A 25,311-nucleotide genomic window follows, 5' to 3' on the forward strand; every position below is an offset into this window, starting at 1 on the left:
GCGAGGCGTCAGTGGTCGTCGCCCTGGGTGCGGGCCGGCACGTCGGTGAGCCGGTCCGTCTCATCCTGTATCTCTGCGGCGATCTTCTTGAGTTCCGGCTCGAACTTGCGCCCGTGGTGGGCACAGAAGAGCAAGTCACCGCCGCTGACAAGGACGACACGCAGGTAAGCCTGGGCGCCGCAGCGGTCGCAGCGGTCAGCGGCCGTCAGGGGGCTCGCGGGGGTCAGAACAGTAGTCACGTCGCCTCTTCTCTAGCTCGACGAGCTGTCGTACCAGGGTCAACATCCAACCAGGCCGAAAACGTTCCCGCTCGTGGCTTTTCCTCGAAACTTTTTCCCAAGGTGGCTGTCTGCTGCCGGTTGGCGGCGAATGAGCCGTATTGCTTCGCTCTACGGGTTTCGCATTGCTGTGTGTGGTCGTGCCCTCCCGGCGGGTTGCCGGTTGTTCATGAGGACGTGCCCGGAGCCTAAATGGTTCATGCCTGGAAGGGAACGTGATGTTCGCGTCACCCCATCGAGGGATCGAACATCCATACGACTCTGGACTAGCATGAAGATTCAGGAGGGTGGCGTGACAACGGCTCTACCAGGGCTCTGTACCCTCTGAACCGGTGCGGGCCGCCGTGCCTTACCCACCGGGCCAGATTTCAAATTCAGCGAGGAGCGAACCGCGTGACCGCCGAGACGTCCGTGCCGTCCAGTGCGCTGCTGACCGCAGACCGTGACGGTTCCAACTACACCGCGCGGCACCTGCTCGTCCTCGAAGGGCTTGAAGCCGTCCGCAAGCGACCCGGCATGTACATCGGGTCGACCGACAGCCGCGGCCTGATGCACTGCCTCTGGGAGATCATCGACAACTCCGTCGACGAGGCCCTCGGCGGCTACTGCGACCACATCGACGTCATCCTCCACGACGACGGCTCCGTCGAGGTCCGCGACAACGGACGCGGCATCCCCGTCGACGTCGAGCCCAAGACCGGTCTGTCCGGCGTCGAGGTCGTCATGACCAAGCTGCACGCCGGCGGCAAGTTCGGCGGCGGCTCGTACGCGGCCTCCGGCGGTCTGCACGGCGTCGGCGCCTCCGTGGTGAACGCGCTCTCCGCCCGCCTCGACGTCGAGGTCGACCGGAACGGCGCCACGCACGCCATCAGCTTCCGCCGCGGCGTCCCCGGCATGTTCACCGAGCAGGGTCCCGACAGCCCCTTCGACCCGTCCGGCGGCCTCCTCAAGGGAAAGCGCGTCCCCAAGACCCGCACCGGCACCCGCGTGCGCTACTGGGCGGACCGCCAGATCTTCCTCAAGGACGCCAAGCTCTCCCTGGACACGCTGCACCAGCGCGCCCGGCAGACCGCCTTCCTCGTCCCCGGCCTCACCATCGTGGTCCGCGACGAGCGCGACCTGGAGGGCATCGGCAAGAGCGAGGAGACCTTCCGCTTCGACGGCGGCATCAGCGAGTTCTGCGAGTTCCTCGCCCAGGACAAGGCCGTCTGCGACGTACTGCGCCTCACCGGCCAGGGCACCTTCAAGGAGACCGTCCCGGTCCTCGACGACCGCGGCCACATGACGCCGACCGAGGTCACCCGCGAGCTCGGCGTCGACGTCGCCCTGCGCTGGGGCACCGGGTACGACACCACGGTCCGCTCCTTCGTGAACATCATCGCCACGCCCAAGGGCGGCACCCATGTGTCCGGCTTCGAGCAGGCGATCACCAAGACGGTCAACGAGGTGCTGCGCTCGGCCAAGCTGCTGCGCGTCGCCGAGGACGACATCGTCAAGGACGACGCCCTCGAAGGCCTCACCGCCGTCGTCACCGTGCGCCTCGCCGAGCCGCAGTTCGAGGGCCAGACCAAGGAGGTGCTCGGCACCTCCGCGGCCCGCCGGATCGTGGCCACCGTGGTCGCCCGCGAGCTGAAGGCCTTCCTGACCTCCACCAAGCGGGACGCCAAGGCCCAGGCCCGCGCCGTCCTGGAGAAGGCCGTCGCCGCCGCCCGTACCCGGATCGCGGCCCGCCAGCACAAGGAGGCGCAGCGCAGGAAGACCGCCCTGGAGTCCTCCTCGCTGCCCGCCAAGCTCGCCGACTGCCGCAGCGACGACGTGGAGCGCAGCGAGCTCTTCATCGTCGAGGGAGACTCCGCGCTCGGCACCGCCAAGCTCGCCCGCAACAGCGAGTTCCAGGCGCTGCTGCCGATCCGCGGAAAGATCCTCAACGTCCAGAAGTCCTCCGTCTCGGACATGCTGAAGAACGCCGAGTGCGGAGCGATCATCCAGGTCATAGGAGCGGGCTCGGGCCGCACCTTCGACATCGACGCCGCGCGGTACGGAAAGGTCATCATGATGACCGACGCCGACGTCGACGGCTCCCACATCCGCACCCTGCTGCTGACCCTGTTCCAGCGCTACATGCGCCCCATGGTCGAGCAGGGCCGGGTCTTCGCCGCCGTGCCGCCGCTGCACCGGATCGAGCTGGTCCAGCCCAAGAAGGGCCAGGACAAGTACGTGTACACGTACTCCGACAGCGAGCTGCGGCAGACCCTGCTCGAGTTCGAGCGCAAGGGCGTCCGCTACAAGGACGCCATCCAGCGCTACAAGGGCCTCGGCGAGATGGACGCCGACCAGCTGGCGGAGACCACCATGGACCCCCGCCACCGCACCCTGCGCCGGATCAACATCGGCGACCTGGAGGCGGCCGAGCAGGTCTTCGACCTGCTCATGGGCAACGACGTGGCGCCCCGCAAGGAGTTCATCACCAGCTCCGCGGCGACCCTGGACCGCTCGCGCATCGACGCCTGACACCGGGGCCGGACCCCGGCCCGCATACCTCCACCGGCCGGCCCGCCCGATACGACTTATCGGCGGGCCGGTCAGTCGTGCCCGGGGCCTCATCACCTGATGGAGTGAAGAAGGACGGGAGAAGAGTCCGGGATCCGCCCAGTCTGTCCATCCTTGGGCACGCGGCCGAAACGGTTCGCTGACAAGGAGAGTTCACCGGTGGAGAAGCACGACGGGAGCGGATCCGCGGAGGTGCGGATCGACGACCCCTGGTACGACGAGCTCGCCGCCGGCTGGGGCGAGCATGACGGGGACGGGACGCCGCCCGGCGCCGTTCCCCACCAGCAGGCCCCGGCCCCGGCCGATGGCCACAGCGCCGCGGACGTCTATCTGGAGGTCCAGCGGAGCCCCGCCTTCCAGGAAGTGCGCCGCCGATACCGCCGCTTCGTCTTCCCGGCCTCGCTCGCCTTCCTGCTCTGGTACCTGGCGTACGTCGTGGCCGCCACCGCCGCCCCCGGCCTGATGGCCCGCCCGGTGACCGGCGCGGTCAACGTCGCCATGGTCGCCGGACTCGGCCAGTTCGCCACCACCTTCCTGCTGACCTGGGCCTACGCCCGGCACGCCCGGCTGCGCCGGGACCGGGCCGCGCTCGAACTGCGCTGGGACACCCAGGAGATGACCCGGGGGGTGCGGCGATGACCGGAGACCACCAGACCCTGGCGCTGCTGCTGTTCAGCGCGTTCATCGCGGTCACCCTGGGCATCACCACCTGGGTCAGCCGCAACCGGCGCGGCTCCGCAGAGGAGTTCTACGCCGGCGGACGCCTCTTCTCGCCCCTGGAGAACGGATTCGCCATCGCCGGCGACTACATGTCCGCCGCCTCCTTCCTCGGCATCTCCGGCCTCATCGCGCTCTTCGGCTACGACGGCATGCTCTACTCCGTCGGCTTCCTCGTCGCCTGGCTGGTCGTGCTCCTGCTGGTCGCCGAACTCGTCCGCAACTGCGGCCGCTTCACCCTCGCCGACGTCGTCGCGGCCCGGATGGCCGAGCGCCCGGTCCGGATCGCCGTCGGCACCTCCTCCGTCACCGTCTCCGTGCTCTATCTCGTGGCGCAGATGGTCGGCGCTGGCAGCCTGGTCGCCCTGCTGCTCGGCGGCACCAGCGACGCCGCCCGCGCCTGGACGGTGATCGGCGTCGGCGCGCTGATGGTCGTGTACGTGTCGCTCGGCGGCATGCGCGCCACCACCTGGATCCAGATCGTCAAGGCCGTGCTGCTCATGGCCGGCACCATCGCACTCACCGTGCTCGTCCTGCTGCGCTTCCACTTCGACGTCGACCAGCTGCTCAGCACCGCCGCCGAACGCAGCGGCCACGGCCGGGACTTCCTCGCGCCCGGGCTGCGCTACGGCGGCGACTGGACCGCCCGGGTCGACTTCGTCAGCCTCGGCCTGGCGCTCGTCCTCGGCACCGCCGGACTGCCGCACATCCTGTCGCGCTTCTACACCGTGCCCACCGCGCGGGCCGCCCGCCGCTCCGTCGTCTGGTCCATCGCCCTCATCGGCGGCTTCTACCTGATGACGATCGTCCTCGGCTTCGGCGCCGCCGCCCTCGTCGGGCCCGACACCGTCCGCGCCTCCAACGCCGCCGGCAACACCGCCGTGCCGCTGCTCGCCCTCGACCTCGGCGGCGGGGTCGGCTCCACCGGCGGCACGGTCCTGTTCGCGGTCGTCGCTGCCGTCGCCTTCGCGACCATCCTCGCCGTGGTCGCCGGCATCACCCTCGCCTCCTCCGCCTCCGTCGCGCACGACCTCTACGCCTCGCTGCGCCGCCGCCGGAGCGCCAAGGAACACAGCGAGGTGGCCGTCGCCAAGCTCGCCGCCGCGGGCATCGGGGTCGCCGCGATCGGCCTCGGCCTGCTCGCCCGCGACCTCAACGTGGCCTTCCTGGTCGGCCTCGCCTTCGCCGTCGCCGCCTCCGCCAACCTGCCCGCGCTGCTCTACTCGCTGTTCTGGCGGCGCTTCACCACCCGGGGCGCGGTCTGGTCGGTGTACGGCGGCCTCGTCCCCGCCGTGCTGCTCGTCGTGGTCTCACCGGTCGTCTCCGGCAGCCCCGAATCGCTGTTCCCCGGCGTCGACTTCCAGCTCTTCCCGCTCCAGAACCCCGGGGTGGTCTCCATCCCGCTGGGCTTCCTCGCGGGCTGGCTCGGCACCGTGACCTCCCCGGAACCCCCGGACGAGGCCCGGCACGCCGAGACGGAGGTACGGGCGCTCACGGGGGCGGGAGCGGTCTGACGGCGCGCCGCGCGCGGCGAGCCGAGGCCGTCTTCCGGCCGGCCGGGCCCGCCGGAGGTGCCCGTCCCGGCGCGGTACGGCGCCCCCGGGCGGCGGGGGGAACGAGGACAGCGGCTCCCGACTCGGCCTCGCCGCCCCCCCCGCCGTGCCTCAGCCGGCCGTTGCCGGGCCCGCCCACGCGTACCGGTGCTCCGGGCGGCCCGTCTCGCCGTATTTCAGCGAGAGCCGCACTCGGCCGGTGCGCTCCAGGAGCTTGAGATAGCGCTGGGCGGTCTGCCGGCTCACCCCGGCCCGCTCGGCGATCTCCTGCGCCGACAGCGGCCCGTCCGCCGCGAGCAGTACCTGCCGCACCAGCTCGGCCGTCGTGGGGGAGTGGCCCTTGGGCAGGTCCGGGACGACGGGGCCGGTGGAGAGGGCGCCGAAGATCCGGTCCACTTCGGCCTGTTCCGCCTCGCCGCCGCCGTCGAGGGTGCGGCGCAGCGCCGCGTACGCCTCCAGTTTGGCCCGGAGGCCGGCGAAGCCGAACGGCTTCACCAGGTACTGCAGCGCCCCGTGCCGCATCGCCGCCTGGACGGTCGCCACGTCGCGCGCCGCGGTCACCATGATCACGTCGGTCTGGCGGCCGAGGGCGCGCAGCTCGCGTACGACCGCGAGGCCGTTGCCGTCCGGCAGGTAGTGGTCAAGCAGCACCAGGTCCACGGCGGGCTCGGGCTCGGGCTCGGGCGCGGTCAGCGCGGCCAGCGCCTCCGCCGCCGAGTGGGCGACGCCGACCACCCGGAAGCCCGGCACCTTCGCCACATAGGCGGCGTTGACCTGGGCCACCCGTACGTCGTCGTCGACGACCAGGACGTCGATCACCGCGCCTCCTCCGGAGCCACGGGCGCGAGCTCGCCGTCCGGCCCGCCGTCCGCCTCGACGAGCGCGTCCGGCAGCAGCACGGTGAACTCTGCGCCGCCGTCCGGGCCGGTGCCGACCACGGCGCTGCCGCCCCGCCGCTCCGCGAGCCGGCGCACCAGCGGCAGCCCGAGGCCGCGCTTGCCGTGGGCGGGCGGCTCCTTGGTGCTCCAGCCCTCCGTGAAGATCAGCTCGCGCCGCTCCGCGGGCACGCCGGGGCCGCTGTCGCCGACCCTCAGGACCACCGCGCGGCCGTCGGCGCGCAGATCCACCTCCACGCGCGCGTGGGGAGTGCCGGAGGCGGCGTCGAGGGCGTTGTCGACCAGGTTGCCGACGACCGTGACCAGTTCGCGCGGGTCGACCAGGCGGTCCGGGAGCAGCGAGCCGGGCGCGACGCGCAGCGAGACGCCGCGCTCGGCGGCGACGGCGGCCTTGCCGACGAGCAACGCGGCGAGCAGCGGGTCGTGCACCTTCTCGGTGACCTGTTCGGCCGTCGCCCGGTGCACGCCGACCACCTCGGTGACGAAGTCGGCGGCCTCGTCGTACATTTCCAGTTCGAGCAGCCCGAGCAGGGTGTGCATGCGGTTGGCGTGCTCGTGGTCCTGCGCGCGCAGCGCGTCGATCAGGCCGCGCGTGGAGTCCAGCTCGCGGCCCAGGCGTTCGAGTTCGGTGCGGTCGCGGAGGGTGGCGACGGCGCCGCCGTCGTGGGTGGGCATCCGGTTGGCGATCAGCACCCGGCTGCCGCGCACCGTGACCAGGTCCTCGCCGGTGGCCCGGCCCGCGAGCACCTCGGTGGTGCGGCCGGCGCCGAGCACCTCCTCCAGGGGGCGGCCGGTGGCCTCGGGGCCGATGCCGAGGAGCCGCTGCGCCTCGTCGTTCATCAGCCGGATCCTGCCCGCGCCGTCGAGCGCCACGACGCCCTCGCGGATGCCGTGCAGCATCGCCTCGCGCTCGGCGAGCAGCGCCGAGATGTCGGAGAAGGCGAGGTCGTGGGTGCGCCGCTGGAGCCGTCGGGAGATCAGATAGGCGGCCAGCGCGCCGGCCGCCAGCGCACCGCCGGCGTAGCGCAGCAGCCCGGGGATCGCCGCCACGAGCCGGTCGCGCACGCTGTCGTACTCGATGCCGACCGACACCGCGCCGACGATCTCCCCGCGCCGGTCCCGCAGCGGCGCCTTGCCGCGCGCGGAGCGGCCGAGGGTGCCGCTGTCGATCTCCATCACGGCGTGCCCGGCGAGCGCGGCGCTCGGGTCGGTCGAGACGCGGCGGCCGATCTGGGCGGGGTCGGTGTGCGACCACCGGATACCGGCGGTATCCATGACCACCACGTACTCGGCTCCGGTGGAACGCCGGATCCGCTCGGCCTCCGCCTGCACCGGGCCGTCGGGCGCCGGACGGCTGGTCGCGAGGCCCGCGGCCATCTCCGGCGAGGCCGTGGTCTGCGCGATCGCCAGGGCGCGGCGCATCGCCTGATCGTCCAGCTGCGCGCTCAACGGGGCCAGGAACAGCCCGGTGGCCAGCACCGTCACCCCCGTCGCGATGGCCAGCTGCATCAGCAGCACCTGCGAGAACACCCGCCGCGGCCACCCGATCCTGCGCCGGCGGCCGGGCGGCCGCGCGGGGGAGGACGGTGCGGGGCTCATGGCTGAAACGGTACGGGGACGGGGGCGCCGACCGGAAATGCGGCGGCCCCCGGGGCGGTGCCTGGCTGCGGCGCGGCGCGCTGCTGCCCCTCGGCCCGGCCCCCCGCAGGGCTCGTCACCCAGCCGCCGCGAGGTAGGCGACGAGCACGGCCGGGGGTACCAGCATGCACAGCAGGTGGGCGACGGCCGTACGGGGGAGACGGAACAGGCCGAACAACAGCAGCCCGCCCGCGAGCCAGCCGAGGTACAGCTGCTCGGCCAGTCGGCCGGCGGCGTCCATCTCTGCCTGCTGGGTCGCATCGGGCGCACCGAAGGTGATCCCCGAAGCCATGACCATCATGAAAAGCATCCCGCACAGCAGGACGTTCATCAGCCCGACCAACACCGCGACCGGGGTGTCGGCGCGGCGTATGCGCCGGTACCAGCCGACAGCATCCCTTGACGTGCCCGTCTCATACATGCGCGTCAGCCTGCCCCGCACGTGGGCGGCGGGGCATGAGTACGGGTACTCACCTCCCCGACCCAGGACAAGCGCATGGGGCCCCGGGGCGCAGGACACGGTCCCGCGTGGGTGCCCGCCTATTCTGGAGGCTTCGCAGGTGCAGGCATCGACGGCCCGGAGGCGTGACCCTTGACCAGCCAGCCCACCCAGCAGATTCCCGTCATCGTCCTGGCCGGGTTTCTCGGGGCGGGGAAGACCACCCTGCTCAACCATCTGCTGCGCAGTGCGCGGGGGACGCGGATCGGGGTCATGGTCAATGACTTCGGCGACATCGGGATCGACGCCATGACCGTGGCCGGGCAGGTCGGGTCCACCGTCTCGCTCGGGAACGGCTGTCTGTGCTGTGCCGTGGACGCGAGCGAGCTCGACGAGTACCTGGAGGTGCTGACCCGGCCCGAGGCGCGGCTCGACGTGATCGTGATCGAGGCGAGCGGTCTTGCCGAGCCGCAGGAGCTCGTGCGCATGCTGCTGGCCAGCGAGAACCGGCGGATCGTGTACGGCGGTCTGGTCGAGGTGGTCGACGCCGCCGAGTTCGCGGCGACTCGGGAACGGCACCCGGAGACCGACCGGCACCTCGCCGTCGCCGACCTCGTCGTGGTCAACAAGGCCGACGGCGTGGCGCCGGAGGAGCTGCGTGCCGTACGGGAGACGGTCACCGCCCTCGCCCCGCGCGGTGCCGTCGTCGAGGCCGCGTACGGGCGGATCGACCCCGAGCTGCTGTTCGACCGGGTGGTGCCCGAGGGCGAGATCGCCGGGCAGATGTCGATCGAGGACATCCTGTACGGCTCCGAGGTCGACGAGCACGCCCACCCGCACGCCGCCTACGACACCCTCTCCCTGAGCACACCGGTCCCGCTGCACCCGCGCCGGCTCATGGCGTTCCTGGACTCGCGCCCCGAGGGCCTCTACCGGATCAAGGGCTTCGTCGACTTCGGCGCCGCCGACCCGGCCAACCGCTACAGCGTCCACGCGGTCGGGCGCTTCCTGCGCTTCCGGCCCGAGCCCTGGCCGGCCGGTGAGGAGCGGCTGACCCAGCTGGTCCTCATCGGCAGCGGCATCGACGCCGCCGCCCTGCGCAAGGAACTCGCCGGCTGCGAGCTGGACGGACCGGACGACACGCCCGACGAGCACAGCATGTGGGGCGTCCTGCGGTACGTGCCGCAGCCCGACGAGGAGCCGAGGGAAGACACGCCTTAGTGCGGGCCTAGACCTGCGCTCCGACCGGGGCCTCGCCCAGGTTCGCCAGGTGTGCGTCCAGACCTTCGGCGTCCGGGCCCGCCCAGCCGACGTAGCCGTCCGGGCGGATCAGGAACAGGCCGGTGCCGTACGCCTCGTACGCCGGCAGGTGCGCCGGGCGCAGCGACGGGGAGCCGAGGAGGGGCGGGAGCGGGACGCCGACCGCGAGCAGGGTGAGGTGCGGGCCGCGGAAGAGGTCGAAGAGGCGGCCGGCCCCGTACGGGCCGTCCGGGGCGCGGTCGCCCGCGCGCAGGGCGTCCTCGGGGAGACCGGGGCGGGTCTCGACGGACCAGGGCGAGTCCCGGTAGCCGAGGTCGAGCTGCTGGACCTCGGAGCCGCGCTGGGTGCCGCGGCCGGTGGTGCTCGCGCGGTGGAGGCGGGTGCTGAGGCCGAGGACGTCGGCGGCGACGGGCTGCCGCTCGGTCTCGTAGGAGTCGAGCAGCGCGGCCGGGGCGCCGTGCCGCAGCACCCGGCCGAGCTTCCAGCCCAGGTTGTAGGCGTCCTGGACGCTCGTGTTGAGGCCCTGGCCGCCGGCGGGGGAGTGCACATGGGCCGCGTCCCCGGCGAGGAAGACCCGACCGTCCCGGAACCGGTCCGCCATCGCCGCCCGGGCCCGGAAGTCCGAGGACCAGCGGACCTCCGCCACGTCCTCCGGCGCCAGCGGGGTGCGGGCCGCGAGCAGCGAGCGTACCCCCTCCGGTGAGGTGTCCACGATCGCCGACTCGTCCTCGAACCCGGCCACGAGCTGGAAGAGTTCACCGCCGGGCAGCGGGCACAGCGCCACGCCGCCGCCCGGCGCCGTGGCCCACAGATGCCAGTTGCCGCGGTCGACGACGGTGCCGGGCGCGAGCCGCACGTCCGCGACGAGCATCGGCCGCGGGTCGACGGTCTCCCCGGTCATGCCGATGCCGAGCGCGCGCCGCACGGTGGAGCGGCCGCCGTCGCAGGCCACCAGATACGCCGCCCGCACCGTCTCGCCGGTGGACAGCTCCGCCTCGACCGCGTCCGCGGTCTGCCGGAAGCCGGTGAGGGCCGTGCCGAAGCGGACCGCGCCGCCCAGCTCGCGCAGCCGCTCGTACAGCAGCTCCTGGGTGCGGAACTGCGGGACGAGCAGCACGTTCGCGTACGGGACCTGCTCGGTCGGCTCCGAGCGGGCCATCATGTCCCACTCGCCCTGCGGCTCGGCGCCCTCCCAGCCGCGCATCAGCGGGTACGGCGCGCCGGCCACCAGGACCGCGGGCAGCACGCCCAGGTCGTCGAGCACCTCCAGACTGCGCGGCTGCAGCCCCTTGCCCCGGGAGCCGGGGAAGAGGCCGTCGGCCTGCTCCACCAGCAGCGCGCGCACGCCCCGCCGGGCGAGGTCGATCGCCAGGACCAGCCCCGTCGGGCCCGCTCCGACGATGACGACCTCCGTGTCTGTGTCCGTGTCCGTGTTCTTGCTCATGACAGCATCCCCGTCCTTAACGCTGTTAAGTTCCGACGCCCGGAGCATCTCCTTAACGCTGTTAAATTGTCAAGGGGATACGGTGAGCCGGTGGCGAGCAAGAAGACGACCCGGCTGGATCCGGCGCAGGTGGCGGAGACCGCCCTGCGCCTGCTGAACGAGCGCGGCCTGGAAGGCCTCACGCTGCGGGCGATCGCCCAGGAACTGCACGTCCAGGCCCCGGCGCTGTACTGGCACTTCAAGAACAAGCAGGCGCTGCTCGACGAGATGGCGACGGTCATGTACCGCCAGATGGTCGCCGACCCGGCCGCCCGGCCCGCCGGGGACGTGAGCTGGCAGGAGCGGATCCTCGCGGTCAACCGGGGCCTGCGCGCCGGGCTGCTGCGCTACCGCGACGGCGCCAAGGTCTACAGCGGCGCCCGGTTCACCGGGACCGAACACGCCGCGGACATGGAGCGCGAGCTGGGCACGCTGGTCGACGCGGGGTTCTCGCTGCCCGACGCGGTGCGGGCGAGCACCACCGCGTACCTCTTCACCCTCGGCTTCGTCACTGAGGAACAGGGCACCGAACCGGTGCCGGGCGAGCGGCGCGAGGGCTTCGACGTGGCCGAGCGCGCCGAGCGGATGGCCGCCTACCCGCTCGCCGCCCAGGCCGGGGCCGAGATCTTCGGCGACTACGACAGCGGCTTCGAGGACGGTCTGCGGATCATCGTCGCCGGCATCGCGGCCACCTACGGTCCGCGGGACTGACCGTACGGCGACGCGAAGACGGCCGTACGACGACGCCCCCGGACCCGCGCGCAGCGGCGCGAGACCAGGGGCGTCGGCGTACGTGCCGGTTGCCGGTCAGGCCGTCGGGCCGGCCACCACCTCGACCGGCTTCGCCAGCGGCGTGCCCGAGCCGTCGCGGCGCGGGTCCGGCTCCGGGAGCTCGGACGGGGTGCCGTTCTGCTGGGCGGCGCGGGCCGGGGTGGCGCCCGCCCAGGCGAAGACCAGCAGGTCCTCGCCCTTCAGGAAGCGCTGGCAGCGCACACCGCCGGTGGCGCGGCCCTTGCGCGGGTACTGGTCGAACGGGGTCAGCTTCGCCGAGGAACCGGTCTCGGCGTCCAGCGTGCCGGTCGAGCCCGCCACCGTGAACACCACCGCCTCCGCGGCCGGGTCCACCGCCGTGAAGGACAGCACCTCGGCGCCGGCCGCCAGCTTGATGCCGGCCATGCCGCCCGCCGGACGGCCCTGCGGCCGCACCTGGGAGGCCTGGTAGCGCAGCAGCTGGGCGTCGGAGGTGATGAAGACCAGGTCCTCGTCACCGGTGCGCAGCTCGGTCGCGCCGACGATACGGTCGCCGTCCTTGAGGGTGATGACCTCCAGCTCGTCCTTGTTCGCCGGGTAGTCCGGCACGACCCGCTTGACCACGCCCTGCAGGGTGCCGAGGGCGAGGCCCGGCGACTCCTCGTCGAGGGTGGTCAGGCACAGCACCGTCTCGTCCGCCTCCAGGGAGACGAACTCCGCGAGCGGCGCCCCGCCCGCCAGGTTCGGCGCGGCGGCCGTGTCGGGCAGCTGAGGGAGGTCGATCACGGCGACCCGCAGCAGCCGGCCGGCCGAGGTCACCACGCCGATGTCGCCGCGCTGGGTGGCCGCCACCGAGGAGACGATCACGTCGTGCTTGGCCCGCTTGCCGTCGTGCACGGCCGGCACCGTCTCCGTCACCGTACGGGCCAGCAGGCCGGTGGAGGAGAGCAGCACCCGGCACGGGTCGTCCGCGACCTCCAGGGACGTGGCCGCGACCGGCGCGCCCGCCGACTCGAGCAGGACCGTGCGCCGGTCGGTGCCGAACTTCTTCGCGACGGCCGCGAGCTCCGCCGACACCAGCTTGCGCAGCTCGGCGTCGGACTCCAGGATCCCGGTCAGCTCGTCGATCTCGCCGGTGAGCCGGTCGCGCTCGGTCTCCAGCTCGATGCGGTCGAACTTGGTGAGCCGGCGCAGCGGGGTGTCCAGGATGTACTGCGTCTGGATCTCGCTCAGCGAGAAGCGCTCCATGAGGCGCGCCTTGGCCTCCGCGGAGTTCTCGCTCTCCCGGATCAGCCGGATGACCTCGTCGATGTCGAGCAGCGCGACGAGCAGGCCCTCCACCAGGTGGAGCCGGTCGCGCTTCTTGCCGCGGCGGAACTCGGAGCGGCGCCGCACGACCTCGAAGCGGTGGTCGAGATAGACCTCCAGGAGCTCCTTGAGGCCGAGGGTGAGCGGCTGGCCGTCGACCAGCGCCACGTTGTTGATGCCGAAGGACTCCTCCATCGGCGTCAGCTTGTAGAGCTGCTCCAGGACGGCTTCCGGCACGAAGCCGTTCTTGACCTCGATGACCAGGCGCAGGCCGTGGGCGCGGTCGGTGAGGTCCTTGACGTCGGCGATGCCCTGCAGCTTCTTGGAGCCGACCAGGTCCTTGATCTTGGAGATGACCTTCTCGGGGCCGACCGTGAAGGGCAGTTCGGTGACGACGATGCCCTTGCGGCGGGCCGTCACCGTCTCGATCGTGGTGGTCGCGCGGATCTTGAAGGTGCCGCGGCCCGACTCGTAGGCGTCCTTGATGCCGGACAGGCCGACGATCCGGCCGCCGGTCGGCAGGTCCGGGCCGGGCACGAAGCGCATCAGCGCTTCCAGGTCCGCGTTCGGGTAGCGGATCAGGTGCCGGGCGGCCGCGACGACCTCGCCCAGGTTGTGCGGGGGCATGTTGGTCGCCATGCCGACCGCGATTCCGGACGCGCCGTTGACCAGCAGGTTCGGATACGCGGCGGGGAGCGCGACCGGCTCCTGCTCCTGGCCGTCGTAGTTCGGCGCGAAGTCGACGGTGTCCTCGTCGATGGACTCCGTCATGAGCAGCGCCGCCGGCGCCATCTTCGACTCCGTGTACCGCATGGCGGCCGGCGGGTCGTCGTTGCCGAGCGAGCCGAAGTTGCCGTGGCCGTCGACCAGCGGCACCCGCATGGAGAACGGCTGCGCCATGCGCACCATCGCGTCGTAGATGGACGCGTCGCCGTGCGGGTGCAGCTTGCCCATGACCTCGCCGACGACGCGGGCGCACTTGACGAAGCCCCGGTCGGGCCGCAGGCCCATCTCGTTCATCTGGTAGACGATGCGCCGCTGCACCGGCTTCATGCCGTCGCGGGCGTCGGGCAGCGCACGCGAATAGATCACCGAGTACGCGTACTCGAGGAAGGAGCCCTGCATCTCGTCAACGACGTCGATGTCGAGGATTCGCTCCTCGAACGCGTCGTCCGGCGGCGGTGTCTTCGTGCTGCGGCGGGCCATCGCGGCTGCGGCTCCTTCACCAACAAGGTTGATCTGACGCGGACCATTGTGGACCGTGGCACCGACAACGCCGACCGCGACCCGGAAGAGGGACATCCGGGAGGGCCGGGAACTTCGCCAGGTGTCGGCGCGCTTGCATACAGTGGCAGGACTTTTTCCCGATCGCGATCGAAGGGGACACATGCCCATGGGTCACACGGCTGCGGCCGAGGCCGGCTCCGGCGGCCTGACAGCGACCGAGCACCGGCTGGCCAACGGCCTGCGCGTGGTGCTGTCGGAGGACCACCTGACCCCGGTCGCCGCGGTCTGCCTCTGGTACGACGTCGGCTCCCGGCACGAGATCAAGGGCCGCACCGGTCTCGCCCACCTCTTCGAGCACCTGATGTTCCAGGGCTCGAAGCAGGTCCACGGCAACGGCCACTTCGAGCTGGTGCAGGGCGCGGGCGGCTCGCTCAACGGCACCACGAGCTTCGAGCGCACCAACTACTTCGAGACGATGCCCGCCCACCAGCTGGAGCTCGCGCTCTGGCTGGAGGCCGACCGGATGGGCTCGCTGCTCGCCGCCCTGGACGACGAGTCCATGGAGAACCAGCGGGACGTCGTCAAGAACGAGCGCCGCCAGCGCTACGACAACGTGCCGTACGGCACCGCGTTCGAGCGGCTCACCGCCCTCGCGTACCCGGACGGACACCCGTACCATCACACCCCGATCGGCTCGATGGCCGACCTGGATGCGGCCACCCTGGAAGACGCGCGGAACTTCTTCCGCACGTACTACGCGCCGAACAACGCGGTCCTCTCGGTCGTCGGCGACATCGACCCCGAGCAGACCCTCGCCTGGGTGGAGAAGTACTTCGGCTCCATCCCCGGCCACGACGGCAAGCCCGAGCCGCGCGACGGCTCGCTGCCCGAGGTCATCGGCGGGCAGCTGCGGGAGGTCGTCGAGGAGGAGGTCCCGGCCCGTGCGCTGATGGCCGCCTACCGGCTGCCGCACGACGGCACGCGCGCGTGCGACGCTGCCGACCTCGCCCTGACCGTGCTCGGCGGCGGCGAGTCCTCCCGGCTGCACAACCGGCTGGTCCGCCGCGACCGCACGGCCGTCGCCGCCGGCTTCGGCCTGCTGCGCCTGGCCGGCGCGCCCTCGCTCGGCTGGCTGGACGTCAAGACCTCCGGCGGCGTCGAGGTCCCGCAGATCGAGACCGCCGTCGACGAGGAGCTGGCCCGGTTCGCGGCCGAGGGCCCGACCGCCGAGGAGATGGAGCGCGCCCAGGCCCAGCTGGAGCGCGAGTGGCTGGACCGGCTCGGCACCGTCGCCGGCCGCGCCGACGAACTCTGCCGCTACGCGGTGCTGTTCGGCGACCCGCAGCTGGCCCTGACCGCCGTCGACCGGGTCCTCGACATCACCGCCGACGAGGTCCGCGAGGTGGCCGCCGCCCAGCTGCGGCCCGACAACCGCGCCGTGCTCGTCTACGAGCCGGTCGGCGGCACGGCCGAGGAGACCGACAGCGACGAGGAAGAGGGAGCGGACCAGTGACCGACGCTGCCGCGTCTTTGACGAGCATGACCTTCCACCCGCAGCCGCAGGCCGGCGAGGCCAAGCCCTGGGCCTTCCCGGCCCCGGAGCGCGGCGCGCTCGACAACGGGCTCACGGTGCTGCGCTGCCACCGCCCCGGCCAGCAGGTGGTGGCCGTCGAGATCTTCCTCGACGCGCCGCTGGACGCCGAGCCCGAGGGCCTCGACGGCGTCGCCACCATCATGGCCCGGGCCCTGTCCGAGGGCACCGACCAGCACACCGCCGAGGAGTTCGCCGCCGAGCTGGAGCGCTGCGGCGCCACCCTCGACGCGGCCGCCGACCACCCGGGCGTACGGGTCTCCCTGGAGGTCCCGGTCTCCCGGCTGCCCAAGGCGCTCGGCCTGCTCTCCGAGGCCCTGATCGCCCCGGCGTTCGTCGAGACCGAGGTCGAGCGCCTGGTGCGCAACCGCCTCGACGAGATCCCGCACGAGACGGCCAGCCCGGCCCGCCGCGCCGCCAAGCAGCTCTCCAAGGAGCTGTTCCCGGCCGCCTCGCGGATGTCCCGGCCGCGCCAGGGCACCGAGGAGACCGTCGCCGCGATCGACGCCGCCGCCGTCCGCGCCTTCTACGACGCGCACGTCCGCCCGGCCGCCGCCACCGCCGTCGTGGTCGGCGACCTCACCGGCGTCGACCTGGACCAGGTGCTCGCCGACACCCTCGGCGCCTGGAGCGGCAAGCCCGCCGCCCCGCGCCCGATGCCGCCGGTCACCGCCGACGACACCGGACGGGTCGTCATCGTGGACCGGCCGGGCGCCGTCCAGACGCAGCTGCTCATCGGCCGCGTCGGCGCCGACCGCCACGACAGCGTCTGGGCGGCCCAGGTGCTCGGCACGTACTGCCTCGGCGGCACCCTCACCTCCCGCCTGGACCGCGTCCTGCGCGAGGAGAAGGGATACACCTACGGCGTGCGGGCGTTCGGCCAGGTGCTGCGCTCCGACGGCGAGGGCAACGGCGCGTCGATGCTCGCCATCAGCGGCTCGGTCGACACCCCCAACACCGGTCCGGCCCTCGACGACCTGTGGAAGGTGCTGCGCACCCTCGCCGCCGAAGGCCTGACGGACGCGGAGCGCGACGTCGCCGTGCAGAACCTGGTGGGCGTGGCCCCGCTGAAGTACGAGACGGCCGCCTCCGTCGCCGGGACGCTCGCCGACCAGGTCGAGCAGCACCTCCCGGACGACTACCAGGCGCACCTGTACGCGCGCCTCGCCGCCACGGGCACCGTGGAGGCGACCGCCGCGGTGGTCAACGCCTTCCCGGTGGACCGGCTGGTGACCGTGCTCGTCGGCGACGCGGCGCAGATCGCGGAGCCGGTGCGGGCCCTCGGCATCGGTGAAGTGAGCGTCGTCACCGGCTGATTGAGGCGCTGTCACCGGCTGCCCACCAGCTGCACCGGGCTGCCTGAGACGCCGTCACGGGACCCCGGCGACCTGGTTCGCCGGGGTCCTCCCGTATGTCCGTATTACTGTCGTGTGTTGGTGAATGCCCTGTGGCATGTCTTACAAAAACCCGTGTCCGTTTGGTTATTGAAAGACGATCGGCCTAGCGTCGATGCGGCTGTCCGGCCACCGCTCGACGCCGCATCCGCGGCAACGGACAGTCATCGCCGAGTCCCCGCAAGGCGCGAGCCTGGGGAGCCGGGGACCCACACGCAGTCCCTGGGGTGAATCGGACGCCTTCGCTCCGCGCGGAGGGGCCCGTAGGAGACCTTCCTGCTCCGAACCCGTCAGCTAACCCGGTAGGCGAGAGGGAAGGAAAGGATCAGCCACTACATGGCGTTCACCCGTGCCACCGGGAAGCACCGTGCCCCGAGCCGGCTGGCGCGCCGCAGCGCCGGCTTCGCCGGCGTCGCGACACTCGCCACCACCGGTGTCATCGGCACCCTGGCCTCCCCGGCGCTCGCCGCCGACACGGAAGGCGCCTCCCCGGAGGACACCGGCCTCACCCAGGTCGTCCTCGACGAGTCCCTCACCGATCGGGTCGACGAGCAGGCCGCCGCCCAGGAGAAGGCCGCCGCCGAGGAGGCCGCCCGCGTCCGCGCCGCCGCCGAGGCCAAGCGCAAGGCCGAGGCCCGCGCCAAGGAGATCCGCGAGGCCAAGGAGCGCGCCGCCCGCGAGGCCGAGCGCAAGCGCCTCGCCTCCTTCCAGCTCCCCGTGGCCGGCTCGTACGTGAGCACCGGCTACAAGACCGGCGGCTCGCTCTGGTCCTCCGGCAGCCACTCCGGCATCGACTTCCACGCCGCCTACGGCACCAAGGTCGTCTCCGTCGGCTCCGGCACCGTTGTCGAGGCCGGCTGGGGCGGCGCGTACGGCAACAACATCGTGATCCGGATGAACGACGGCACGTACACCCAGTACGGCCACCTCTCCGCCCTCACCGTCTCCGTCGGCGAGAAGGTCACCCCGGGCGAGCAGATCGGCATCTCCGGCTCCTCCGGCAACTCCACCGGCCCGCACCTCCACTTCGAGGCGCGCACCACCGCGGAGTACGGCTCCGACATCAACCCGATCAGCTACCTCCGCGCCCGCGGCGTGAACGTCTGACGGTCGCGACCGGCGAAAAGCCCACATCCGGTGTAAAGCCCGCATCCGGCGAAAAGCCTCGGCTCGAAACGAGCCGGGGCTTTTTTGCGTCCCTTTCCCATGGGTGCCGTCGGAAATTCCGGCGTCCTGCAATAGAGTCGCCGGACAGGCGGTGCTCGACGGCTGTCGCGCGGCGGAAAACGGAGGTCGGACATGCGCATTCCCGCGCATTCGGTATGCACGGCGATCCGGGACGACATCGTCTCCGGGGTGTACGCGCGGGGCGCCCGGCTGACGGAGGAACAGCTGGCCCGCCGCTACGGCGTCTCCCGCGTCCCGGTCCGCGAGGCCCTGCGCACCCTGGAGTCCGAGGGCTTCGTGGTGACCCGCCGGCACGCCGGCGCCCAGGTCGCCGAGCCCGGCGAGCAGGAGGCCGCCGACCTGCTCGACATGCGCTCCCTGCTCGAGCCGCTGGGCGCCGCCCGGGCCGCCCAGCGGCGCACCGAGGCCCACCTCAAGGTGCTGCGCGGCCTGGTCAGGCTCGGGCAGGAGCGGGCCAGGAGCGGGCGCGGCGAGGATCTGGCGGCGCTCGACGGCTGGTTCCACGAGACGCTGGCGCAGGCCTCCGGCAGCCCGCCGCTCACCGCGCTGCTCACCCAGCTGCGGCACAAGATCGCCTGGATGTACGCGGTCGATCCGGCCGAGCGGCCCGCCGAGACCTGGGCCGAGCACGGCGCGATCGTCGACGCGGTGGCCCGCCGGGACGCCGAGCGGGCCCGGGCGCTGACCGCGCTGCACGTGGAGCGGGCCCTGCCGCGGCACCGCCCGAAACAGGGGGACCGGTCGCGGGTGAGGGTTTCGCAACATGCCGTACACAGTGCGGGACCGCGGAATTAACACGGGCACCGTATACAAAGAGAAGGGAATTCCAGAGGGATTTTCGCGCTGCCCGGAAAGCGGATAACCCGCGCCCGTGCCGGCGTCGGCGGTGCCGCATCGCAGCGGAATTTCCCGGGAGTATTTCCCGAGGTCCCGGGAAAAGCGAACGGCCGCGTCCGCCGGGAGTACCGGGGACGCGGCCGTTCGCGCGAGCCGTCGTCGGGGAGGTGACGGAGAGGCGGCCGGGAGGCGGTGGGTCAGACCGTCTCGGGGAGCTCGTCCAGGCCCTCGGCGACCAGTCGCGCGAGGCGGTCGAGCGCGACCTCGGCGCCGTCGGCGTCCGAAGCGAGCACGATCTCCTCGCCGCCCTGCGCACCCAGGCCGAGCACCGCGAGCATGGAGGCGGCGTTGACCGGGTTGCCGTCGGCCTTGGCGATCGTCACGGGGACGCCGGAGGCCGTGGCGGCACGGACGAAGATGGAGGCGGGGCGGGCGTGCAGGCCCTCGGCCCACCCGACGTTGACGCGGCGCTCAGCCATGGTGGTAGCCCTTCAACTTTCAGCGGTTGTCTAGACCAGTCTCTCACGGGTGGCGGCGTGCTCCCGTACCGACCTTCGGCCCCGGCCGGACGGCCGTTCGGCCTTCCCTACCTTGCCCGGCGCCCCAGGGCCGCGCGACCCGTGCCACTGTCCGACCTCAGCCGTAGGCTGAGCCCCATGCAGAGCGGGTCTGAGCAGTCGGGGCGGCCGGAGCACGCGTATCCGGACCACTGGGAAGCGGACGTGGTCCTCCGGGACGGCGGCACCGCGCGGATCAGGCCGATCACCGCCGACGACGCCGAGCGGCTGGTCAGCTTCTACGAGCAGGTCTCGGACGAGTCGAAGTACTACCGCTTCTTCGCGCCCTATCCGCGCCTGTCCGCCAAGGATGTGCACCGCTTCACCCACCACGACTTCGTGGACCGGGTCGGCCTGGCTGCGACCGTCGGCGGCGAGTTCATCGCCACCGTGCGCTACGACCGGATCAACGAGCAGGGCCGTCCCGCCTCCGCCCCGGCCGACGAGGCCGAGGTCGCCTTCCTCGTCCAGGACGCCCACCAGGGCCGGGGTGTCGCCTCCGCCCTGCTCGAACACATCGCGGCCGTCGCCCGCGAGCGCGGCATCCGGCGCTTCGCCGCCGAGGTGCTGCCCGCCAACAGCAAGATGATCAAGGTCTTCACGGACGCCGGCTACACCCAGAAACGCAGCTTCGAGGACGGCGCCGTCCGGCTCCACCTCGACCTGGAGCCCACCGACCGCTCCCTCGCCGTCCAGCGCGCCCGCGAACAGCGCGCCGAGGCCCGCTCCGTACAACGCCTCCTCGCCCCCGGCTCCGTCGCCGTGATCGGCGTCGGCCGCGCCCCCGGCGGCGTCGGCCGCACCGTCCTGCGCAACCTCCTCGACGCCGGCTACACCGGCCGCGTCCACGCGGTCAACGCCGCCCTCGGCGAGGGACCGCACGAGATCGACGGCGTGCCCGCCGTCCACTCCGTCGCCGCCATCGGGGCCCCCGTCGACCTCGCCGTCGTCGCCGTCCCCGCCGAGCGCGTCCCCGAAGCCGTCGCCGCCTGCGGCGAGCACGGCGTGCGCGGCCTCGTCGTGCTCTCCGCCGGTTACGCCGAGAGCGGCCCCGAGGGCCGCGAGCGCCAGCGCGCCCTGGTCCGCCAGGCCCGCTCGTACGGCATGCGGATCATCGGGCCCAACGCCTTCGGAATCATCAATACGGCCGAGTCCGTCCGGCTGAACGCCTCCCTCGCCCCGCAGATGCCGGCCGCCGGCCGGATCGGGCTCTTCACCCAGTCCGGCGCCATCGGCATCGCCCTGCTCGCCGGACTGCACCGGCGCGGCGCGGGCCTCTCCTCCTTCCTCTCCGCCGGCAACCGCGCCGACGTCTCCGGCAACGACCTGCTCCAGCACTGGTACGACGACCCGGCCACCGACGTCGTCCTCCTCTACCTGGAGTCCATCGGCAACCCCCGGAAGTTCACCCGGCTCGCCCGCCGCACCGCCGCCGTCAAGCCCGTCGTGGTCGTCAAGGGCGCCCGGCACAGCGGCAGCGCCCCGCCCGGCCACCGCGTCCCCGTCACCCGCATCCCGCACGCCACCGTCTCCGCGCTGCTGCGCCAGGCCGGGGTGATCCGCGTCGACACCGTCACCGAACTCGTCGACGCCGGACTGCTCCTCGCCGAGCAGCCGCTGCCCGCCGGCCCCCGCGTCGCCATCCTCGGCAACTCCGAGTCCCTCGGCCTGCTCGCCTACGACGCCTGCCTCACCGAGGGCCTGCGCCCGCAGCGGCCCCTCGACCTCACCACCGGCGCCACCCCCGCCGACTTCCGCGCCGCGCTCACCGCCGCCCTCGCCTCCGACGCCTGCGACGCCGTCGTCGTCACCGCGATCCCCTGGGTCGGGGAGAACGGGGCCACCGAGTCCGGCGACGGCGAGGTCCTCGCCGCGGCCCTGCGCTCCGCCGTCGCCGCCGCGCCCGGACCCGCCAAGCCCGTGGTCGTCGTGCACGTCGAGATGGGCGCCCTCGCCGAGGCCCTGTCCGAGGCCACCCGCACCGCCCCGGCCCGCCGCGCGGCCCCCGCGCCCACGGCCCCCGCGGCGACCGCCGTACCCGCACCCGCACCCGCACCCACCGCCCCCGCGCCGACCGCCGCGCCCGCGGCCCCTCCCGTACCGCCGGAATCCGTCTCTCCGGATGCCGCGCACCCGTACGCCCCCGAGCCCGGCGTCATCCCCGCGTACCCCGCCGCCGAGCGCGCCGTGCGCGCGCTCGCCGAATCCGTCCGCTACGCCCAGTGGCGCCGCCAGGCCGCCGACCCCGGCCGGGTCCCCGAGTTCGACCGGATCGACGAGGCCGGCGCCGCCGCGCTCGTCGAGCGGGCCCTCGGCGGGCCGGACGCCGACCCGCGCGGCGTCACCCTCGACGCCGACACCACCCGCGCGCTGCTCGGCCACTACGGCATCGAGGTGCTGCCCACGCTCCCCGCGCCCGGCCCCGACGAGGCCGTACGGGCCGCCGCCCGGCTCGGCTACCCGGTCGCCCTCAAGACCACCGCGCCCCACCTGCGCCACCGCCCCGACCTCGGCGGGGTCCGGCTCGACCTGGCCACCGAGGAACAACTCCGCACCGCCTACGCCGAGCTCACCGAGACCCTCGGCAAGCCCGAGGAGCTCCAGCCGGTCGTCCAGGCCATGGTGCCGCGCGGCGTCGACACCGTCGTGCGCTCCGCCATCGACCCGGCCGTCGGCGCCGTCCTCTCCTTCGGCCTGGCCGGCGCCGCCTCCGAACTCCTCGGCGACACCTCCCACCGGCTCGTCCCCGCCACCGACCGGGACGCCGCCGAACTCGTCCGCTCCATCCGCACCGCCCCCCTCCTCTTCGGCTGGCGCGGCTCCGCCCCCGTCGACACCCCCGCCCTGGAGGAGCTGCTCCTGCGCGTCTCCCGCCTCGTCGACGACCACCCCGAGGTCGTCGCCGTCTCCCTCGAACCCGTGGTCGTCGCCCCGCGCGGCCTCTCCGTCCTCGGCGCCACCCTCCGCCTCGCCCCGCCCCCGCCGCGCACCGACCTCGGCCCGCGCAGCCTCCCCGCATATGAAGGACCTTCGTGACCGGCGCCACGGGCGGCCCGCAGCGGCCGGAGGGGGCCCCGCAGCCCCGTAGGATGGAGTCCATGGCGAAGACCGGTACGACGACCCAGGGGCTGCGCGCGGCGATCGAGCGCAGCGGCTACTACCCGGCCCTCGTGGCCGAGGCGGTGGAGGCCGCCGTCGGCGGCGAGGCCGTCACGTCGTACGTGGTCCACCAGGAGACCACCTTCGACGCCAACGAGGTCCGGCGGCACGTCACCGTCCTCGTCCTCACGGCCAACCGCTTCATCGTCAGCCACACCGACGAGCAGTCCGCCGACAACAGCTCCCCGACGCCGTACGCCACGACCTCCACCGAGTCCGTGAAGCTCGACCGGATCTCCTCGATCGTCGTCAGCCGTGTCGTCGCCAACCCCGAGGCGTACACCCCGGGCACCCTGCCCCGCGAGGTCGTCCTCACCATCGGCTGGGGCGCCGTCTCCCGGATCGACCTGGAGCCGGCCGCCTGCGGCGACCCCAACTGCGACGCCGACCACGGCTACACCGGCAGCTCCACCGCCGACGACCTCAGCCTCCGGGTCAGCGACGCCGGCGACGGCCCGGACACCGTCAAGCAGACCCTCGCCTTCGCCCAGGCGCTCTCCGAGGCCACCGCGACGACCCCGGCCGCCCGCTGATGGTGCAGCCCACCACCGTCGCACACGGCTGGCCGGACGAGCCGGAGCCGCTCGACCCCGCCACCGCCCCGCTCCCCGAGTACGGCACCGGCTCGCTCGGCGATCTGCTGCCGACCCTGGTCGCCGGACAGGGCGTGCCCGGCTGCACCCCGCGGATCACGGAGCTCGCGCCCGCCGACCGCAACTGCGTCTTCCTCATCGACGGGCTCGGCTGGGAGCAGATTCTCGCCCACCCCGACGAGGCGCCCTATCTGACCTCGCTGCTCGGCACCTCGCGCGGCGGCACCGGCCGCCCGATCACCGCCGGCTTCCCCGCCACCACCGCGACCTCGCTCGCCTCGGTCGGCACCGGACGCTTCCCCGGCACCCACGGGCTGCCCGGCTACACCGTGCGCAACCCCGACACCGGCGAACTGATGAACCAGCTGCGCTGGAAGCCGTGGACGCCGCCGCAGGTCTGGCAGCCGTACCCCACGGTCTTCCGGCTCGCCGACCAGGCCGGGATTCACACCGCCCAGGTCTCCTCGCCCGCCTTCCAGGACACCCCGCTCACCAAGATCGCGCTGAGCGGCGGCACCTTCCACGGGCGCCTCTCCGGCGAGGAGCGGATGGACCTGGCCGCCGAGCAGCTGGCCGCCGGCGACCGCTCGCTGGTCTACACGTACTACAGCGAACTCGACGGCGCCGGACACCGCTTCGGCATCGACTCCGACGCCTGGCGCGGCCAGCTGATGTTCGTCGACCGGCTGGTCCAGCGGCTCGCCGAACAGCTCCCGCCGCGCTCCGCGCTCTACGTCACCGCCGACCACGGCATGGTGGACATCCCCTTCGACGAGGACCACCGGCTCGACTTCGACGAGGACTGGGAGCTGCGGGCCGGCGTCGCGCTGCTCGGCGGCGAGGGCCGCGCCCGGCACGTCTACGCCGTCCCCGGCGCCGCGTCCGACGTCCTGACCTGCTGGCAGGAGGTCATCGGCGACCGCTTCTGGGTGGCGAGCCGCGAGGAGGCCGTCGCGCTCGGCTGGTTCGGCGACACGATCGACGAGCGGGTGTACGGACGGATCGGCGACGTGGTCGCCGCCGCGCAGGGCCCCCTCGCCATCACCGCCTCGGTCAACGAGCCCAACGAGTCCGCCATGACCGGCATGCACGGCTCGATGACCCCGGAGGAGCAGCTGGTGCCGCTGTTCGAAGTGCGCACCTGAGTCCCCGCGGCCCCTGTCTCTCCTCCCTTTTCCCGCCCCGATCTCGAAAGGTCTCCGACCTCCCATGCCCGAGCTGGTGTTCTTCTCCGGAACGATGGACTGCGGAAAGAGCACCCTCGCTCTTCAGATCGAGCACAACCGCTCCGCCCGCGGCCTCGAGGGCATGATCTTCACCCGGGACGACCGGGCCGGCGAGGGCAAGCTGTCCTCCCGCCTCGGCCTGGTCACCGACGCCGTCGAGGCCGCCGAGGGCTTCGACTTCTACGCGTACCTCGTCACCCATCTGTCGAAGGGCGGGCGCTGCGACTACGTCATCTGCGACGAGGCGCAGTTCCTCGCCCCCGAGCAGATCGACCAGCTCGCCCGGGTGGTCGACGACCTGGAGCTCGACGTCTTCGCCTTCGGCATCACCACCGACTTCCGCTCCAAGCTGTTCCCCGGCTCGCAGCGCCTGGTCGAACTCGCCGACCGGGTCGAGGTGCTCCAGGTCGAGGCCCTGTGCTGGTGCGGCGCCCGGGCCACGCACAACGCGCGCACCGTCGGCGGCGCCATGGTCGTCGAGGGCGCGCAGGTCGTGGTCGGCGACGTCAACGCGGGCGACGAGGTCGGCTACGAAGTGCTGTGCCGGCGCCACCACCGCAAGCGGATGACGAGCGCGACGGCGCGCGCGGCGGCCCTGTCGCCGGACGTGCTGCCGGTCACGATGAACTGAGGCCACTCGCCCGGCTCGCCGGTGCGCGGCCGGACC

The 25,311-nt window shown here is 72.9% G+C and carries 20 protein-coding genes and 1 riboswitch; of the genes, 13 read left to right on the forward strand and 7 right to left on the reverse strand.

Annotated elements, in window-relative coordinates:
- Positions 1-8: 8 nt before the first annotated feature.
- Positions 9-239 (reverse strand): hypothetical protein, encoded by a 231-nt coding sequence (locus KV205_RS15305; protein WP_265864903.1) that lies wholly within the window; start codon positions 237-239, stop codon positions 9-11.
- 432 nt (positions 240-671) lie between these two features.
- On the opposite strand from KV205_RS15305, the gene KV205_RS15310 reads away from it, so the two are divergent.
- The 3 genes from KV205_RS15310 (at position 672) to KV205_RS15320 (ending at position 5,059) form a co-directional block, all read left to right on the forward strand.
- A complete protein-coding gene (locus tag KV205_RS15310) occupies positions 672-2,789 on the forward strand; it encodes a type IIA DNA topoisomerase subunit B (RefSeq protein ID WP_265864904.1) in 2,118 nt (705 codons plus the stop codon).
- A gap of 198 nt (positions 2,790-2,987) precedes the next feature.
- Positions 2,988-3,467 (forward strand): DUF485 domain-containing protein, encoded by a 480-nt coding sequence (locus tag KV205_RS15315; protein WP_265864905.1) that lies wholly within the window; start codon positions 2,988-2,990, stop codon positions 3,465-3,467.
- On the forward strand, positions 3,464-5,059 hold the full coding sequence (locus KV205_RS15320) for a cation acetate symporter (protein WP_265864906.1): 1,596 nt from the start codon (positions 3,464-3,466) through the stop codon (positions 5,057-5,059). The genes KV205_RS15315 and KV205_RS15320 overlap by 4 nt, the downstream gene beginning before the upstream one ends.
- A gap of 150 nt (positions 5,060-5,209) precedes the next feature.
- On the opposite strand, the gene KV205_RS15325 is transcribed toward KV205_RS15320, so the two are convergent.
- The 3 genes from KV205_RS15325 to KV205_RS15335 form a co-directional block, all read right to left on the reverse strand.
- The gene (locus tag KV205_RS15325; RefSeq protein ID WP_265864907.1) at positions 5,210-5,917 is read right to left on the reverse strand and encodes a response regulator; all 708 of its coding nucleotides are present in this window, start codon (positions 5,915-5,917) and stop codon (positions 5,210-5,212) included.
- Positions 5,914-7,593: a sensor histidine kinase gene (locus KV205_RS15330; protein ID WP_265864908.1), complete on the reverse strand. Its 1,680-nt coding sequence runs from the start codon at positions 7,591-7,593 to the stop codon at positions 5,914-5,916. The genes KV205_RS15325 and KV205_RS15330 overlap by 4 nt, the downstream gene beginning before the upstream one ends.
- Before the next feature lie 115 nt (positions 7,594-7,708).
- On the reverse strand, positions 7,709-8,053 hold the full coding sequence (locus tag KV205_RS15335) for a hypothetical protein (RefSeq protein WP_265864909.1): 345 nt from the start codon (positions 8,051-8,053) through the stop codon (positions 7,709-7,711).
- 171 nt (positions 8,054-8,224) lie between these two features.
- Between KV205_RS15335 and KV205_RS15340 the strand changes: the two genes are divergently transcribed.
- Positions 8,225-9,292 carry a GTP-binding protein gene (locus KV205_RS15340; RefSeq protein WP_265864910.1) on the forward strand — a complete coding sequence of 356 codons (1,068 nt, stop codon included), beginning with the start codon at positions 8,225-8,227 and terminating at the stop codon, positions 9,290-9,292.
- A gap of 7 nt (positions 9,293-9,299) precedes the next feature.
- Here KV205_RS15340 and KV205_RS15345 read toward each other — a convergent pair whose 3' ends face one another.
- The gene (locus tag KV205_RS15345; protein WP_265864911.1) at positions 9,300-10,775 is read right to left on the reverse strand and encodes an FAD-dependent monooxygenase; all 1,476 of its coding nucleotides are present in this window, start codon (positions 10,773-10,775) and stop codon (positions 9,300-9,302) included.
- Between the two features lie 90 nt (positions 10,776-10,865).
- Between KV205_RS15345 and KV205_RS15350 the strand changes: the two genes are divergently transcribed.
- Positions 10,866-11,525 carry a TetR/AcrR family transcriptional regulator C-terminal domain-containing protein gene (locus KV205_RS15350; protein WP_265864912.1) on the forward strand — a complete coding sequence of 220 codons (660 nt, stop codon included), beginning with the start codon at positions 10,866-10,868 and terminating at the stop codon, positions 11,523-11,525.
- 96 nt (positions 11,526-11,621) lie between these two features.
- On the opposite strand, the gene KV205_RS15355 is transcribed toward KV205_RS15350, so the two are convergent.
- Positions 11,622-14,078: a DNA topoisomerase (ATP-hydrolyzing) subunit A gene (locus KV205_RS15355; RefSeq protein WP_265864913.1), complete on the reverse strand. Its 2,457-nt coding sequence runs from the start codon at positions 14,076-14,078 to the stop codon at positions 11,622-11,624.
- A gap of 187 nt (positions 14,079-14,265) precedes the next feature.
- On the opposite strand from KV205_RS15355, the gene KV205_RS15360 reads away from it, so the two are divergent.
- The 4 genes from KV205_RS15360 to KV205_RS15375 all read left to right on the forward strand — a co-directional run bounded on the left by KV205_RS15360 (position 14,266) and on the right by KV205_RS15375 (position 19,067).
- Positions 14,266-15,612, forward strand: a complete 1,347-nt coding sequence (locus KV205_RS15360) for a pitrilysin family protein (RefSeq protein ID WP_265864914.1) — start codon at positions 14,266-14,268, stop codon at positions 15,610-15,612.
- 26 nt (positions 15,613-15,638) lie between these two features.
- Positions 15,639-17,006 carry a pitrilysin family protein gene (locus KV205_RS15365; protein WP_265865093.1) on the forward strand — a complete coding sequence of 456 codons (1,368 nt, stop codon included), beginning with the start codon at positions 15,639-15,641 and terminating at the stop codon, positions 17,004-17,006.
- 236 nt (positions 17,007-17,242) lie between these two features.
- Positions 17,243-17,408: riboswitch (cyclic di-AMP (ydaO/yuaA leader) on the forward strand.
- A gap of 12 nt (positions 17,409-17,420) precedes the next feature.
- Positions 17,421-18,191: a M23 family metallopeptidase gene (locus tag KV205_RS15370; RefSeq protein ID WP_265864915.1), complete on the forward strand. Its 771-nt coding sequence runs from the start codon at positions 17,421-17,423 to the stop codon at positions 18,189-18,191.
- Between the two features lie 192 nt (positions 18,192-18,383).
- Positions 18,384-19,067: a GntR family transcriptional regulator gene (locus KV205_RS15375; RefSeq protein ID WP_265864916.1), complete on the forward strand. Its 684-nt coding sequence runs from the start codon at positions 18,384-18,386 to the stop codon at positions 19,065-19,067.
- Positions 19,068-19,306: 239 nt separating this feature from the next.
- On the opposite strand, the gene KV205_RS15380 is transcribed toward KV205_RS15375, so the two are convergent.
- On the reverse strand, positions 19,307-19,588 hold the full coding sequence (locus KV205_RS15380; protein WP_265864917.1) for an HPr family phosphocarrier protein: 282 nt from the start codon (positions 19,586-19,588) through the stop codon (positions 19,307-19,309).
- Positions 19,589-19,765: 177 nt separating this feature from the next.
- Between KV205_RS15380 and KV205_RS15385 the strand changes: the two genes are divergently transcribed.
- From KV205_RS15385 to KV205_RS15400, 4 genes are all read left to right on the forward strand, one after another.
- Complete coding sequence (locus KV205_RS15385) at positions 19,766-22,702, forward strand: bifunctional GNAT family N-acetyltransferase/acetate--CoA ligase family protein (protein WP_265864918.1); 2,937 nt, start codon at positions 19,766-19,768, stop codon at positions 22,700-22,702.
- A 62-nt stretch (positions 22,703-22,764) separates the two neighbouring features.
- Positions 22,765-23,358, forward strand: coding sequence for a DUF5998 family protein (locus KV205_RS15390; protein ID WP_265864919.1), 594 nt, complete (start codon positions 22,765-22,767; stop codon positions 23,356-23,358).
- Positions 23,358-24,563, forward strand: coding sequence for an alkaline phosphatase family protein (locus tag KV205_RS15395; protein WP_265864920.1), 1,206 nt, complete (start codon positions 23,358-23,360; stop codon positions 24,561-24,563). The genes KV205_RS15390 and KV205_RS15395 overlap by 1 nt, the downstream gene beginning before the upstream one ends.
- Positions 24,564-24,627: 64 nt before the next feature.
- Positions 24,628-25,275, forward strand: coding sequence for a thymidine kinase (locus tag KV205_RS15400; RefSeq protein ID WP_265864921.1), 648 nt, complete (start codon positions 24,628-24,630; stop codon positions 25,273-25,275).
- Positions 25,276-25,311 lie beyond the last annotated feature (36 nt).

It is taken from the genome of Streptomyces sp. SKN60 (assembly GCF_026236535.1).
In the GTDB taxonomy this organism is placed as follows: Bacteria; Actinomycetota; Actinomycetes; order Streptomycetales; family Streptomycetaceae; genus Streptomyces.

What these genes read in the sequence shown, in the direction of transcription:
- KV205_RS15360 (WP_265864914.1), top strand. Translation starts at nt 14,266, where the DNA reads ATGGGTCACACGGCTGCGGCCGAGGCCGGCTCCGGCGGCCTGACAGCG.
- KV205_RS15400 (WP_265864921.1), top strand. Translation starts at nt 24,628, where the DNA reads ATGCCCGAGCTGGTGTTCTTCTCCGGAACGATGGACTGCGGAAAGAGC.
- KV205_RS15395 (WP_265864920.1), top strand. Translation starts at nt 23,358, where the DNA reads ATGGTGCAGCCCACCACCGTCGCACACGGCTGGCCGGACGAGCCGGAG.
- KV205_RS15320 (WP_265864906.1), top strand. Translation starts at nt 3,464, where the DNA reads ATGACCGGAGACCACCAGACCCTGGCGCTGCTGCTGTTCAGCGCGTTC.
- KV205_RS15375 (WP_265864916.1), top strand. Translation starts at nt 18,384, where the DNA reads ATGCGCATTCCCGCGCATTCGGTATGCACGGCGATCCGGGACGACATC.
- KV205_RS15345 (WP_265864911.1), bottom strand. Translation starts at nt 10,775, where the DNA reads ATGAGCAAGAACACGGACACGGACACAGACACGGAGGTCGTCATCGTC.
- KV205_RS15355 (WP_265864913.1), bottom strand. Translation starts at nt 14,078, where the DNA reads ATGGCCCGCCGCAGCACGAAGACACCGCCGCCGGACGACGCGTTCGAG.
- KV205_RS15385 (WP_265864918.1), top strand. Translation starts at nt 19,766, where the DNA reads ATGCAGAGCGGGTCTGAGCAGTCGGGGCGGCCGGAGCACGCGTATCCG.
- KV205_RS15335 (WP_265864909.1), bottom strand. Translation starts at nt 8,053, where the DNA reads ATGTATGAGACGGGCACGTCAAGGGATGCTGTCGGCTGGTACCGGCGC.
- KV205_RS15390 (WP_265864919.1), top strand. Translation starts at nt 22,765, where the DNA reads ATGGCGAAGACCGGTACGACGACCCAGGGGCTGCGCGCGGCGATCGAG.
- KV205_RS15370 (WP_265864915.1), top strand. Translation starts at nt 17,421, where the DNA reads ATGGCGTTCACCCGTGCCACCGGGAAGCACCGTGCCCCGAGCCGGCTG.
- KV205_RS15380 (WP_265864917.1), bottom strand. Translation starts at nt 19,588, where the DNA reads ATGGCTGAGCGCCGCGTCAACGTCGGGTGGGCCGAGGGCCTGCACGCC.
- KV205_RS15330 (WP_265864908.1), bottom strand. Translation starts at nt 7,593, where the DNA reads ATGAGCCCCGCACCGTCCTCCCCCGCGCGGCCGCCCGGCCGCCGGCGC.
- KV205_RS15365 (WP_265865093.1), top strand. Translation starts at nt 15,639, where the DNA reads ATGACCTTCCACCCGCAGCCGCAGGCCGGCGAGGCCAAGCCCTGGGCC.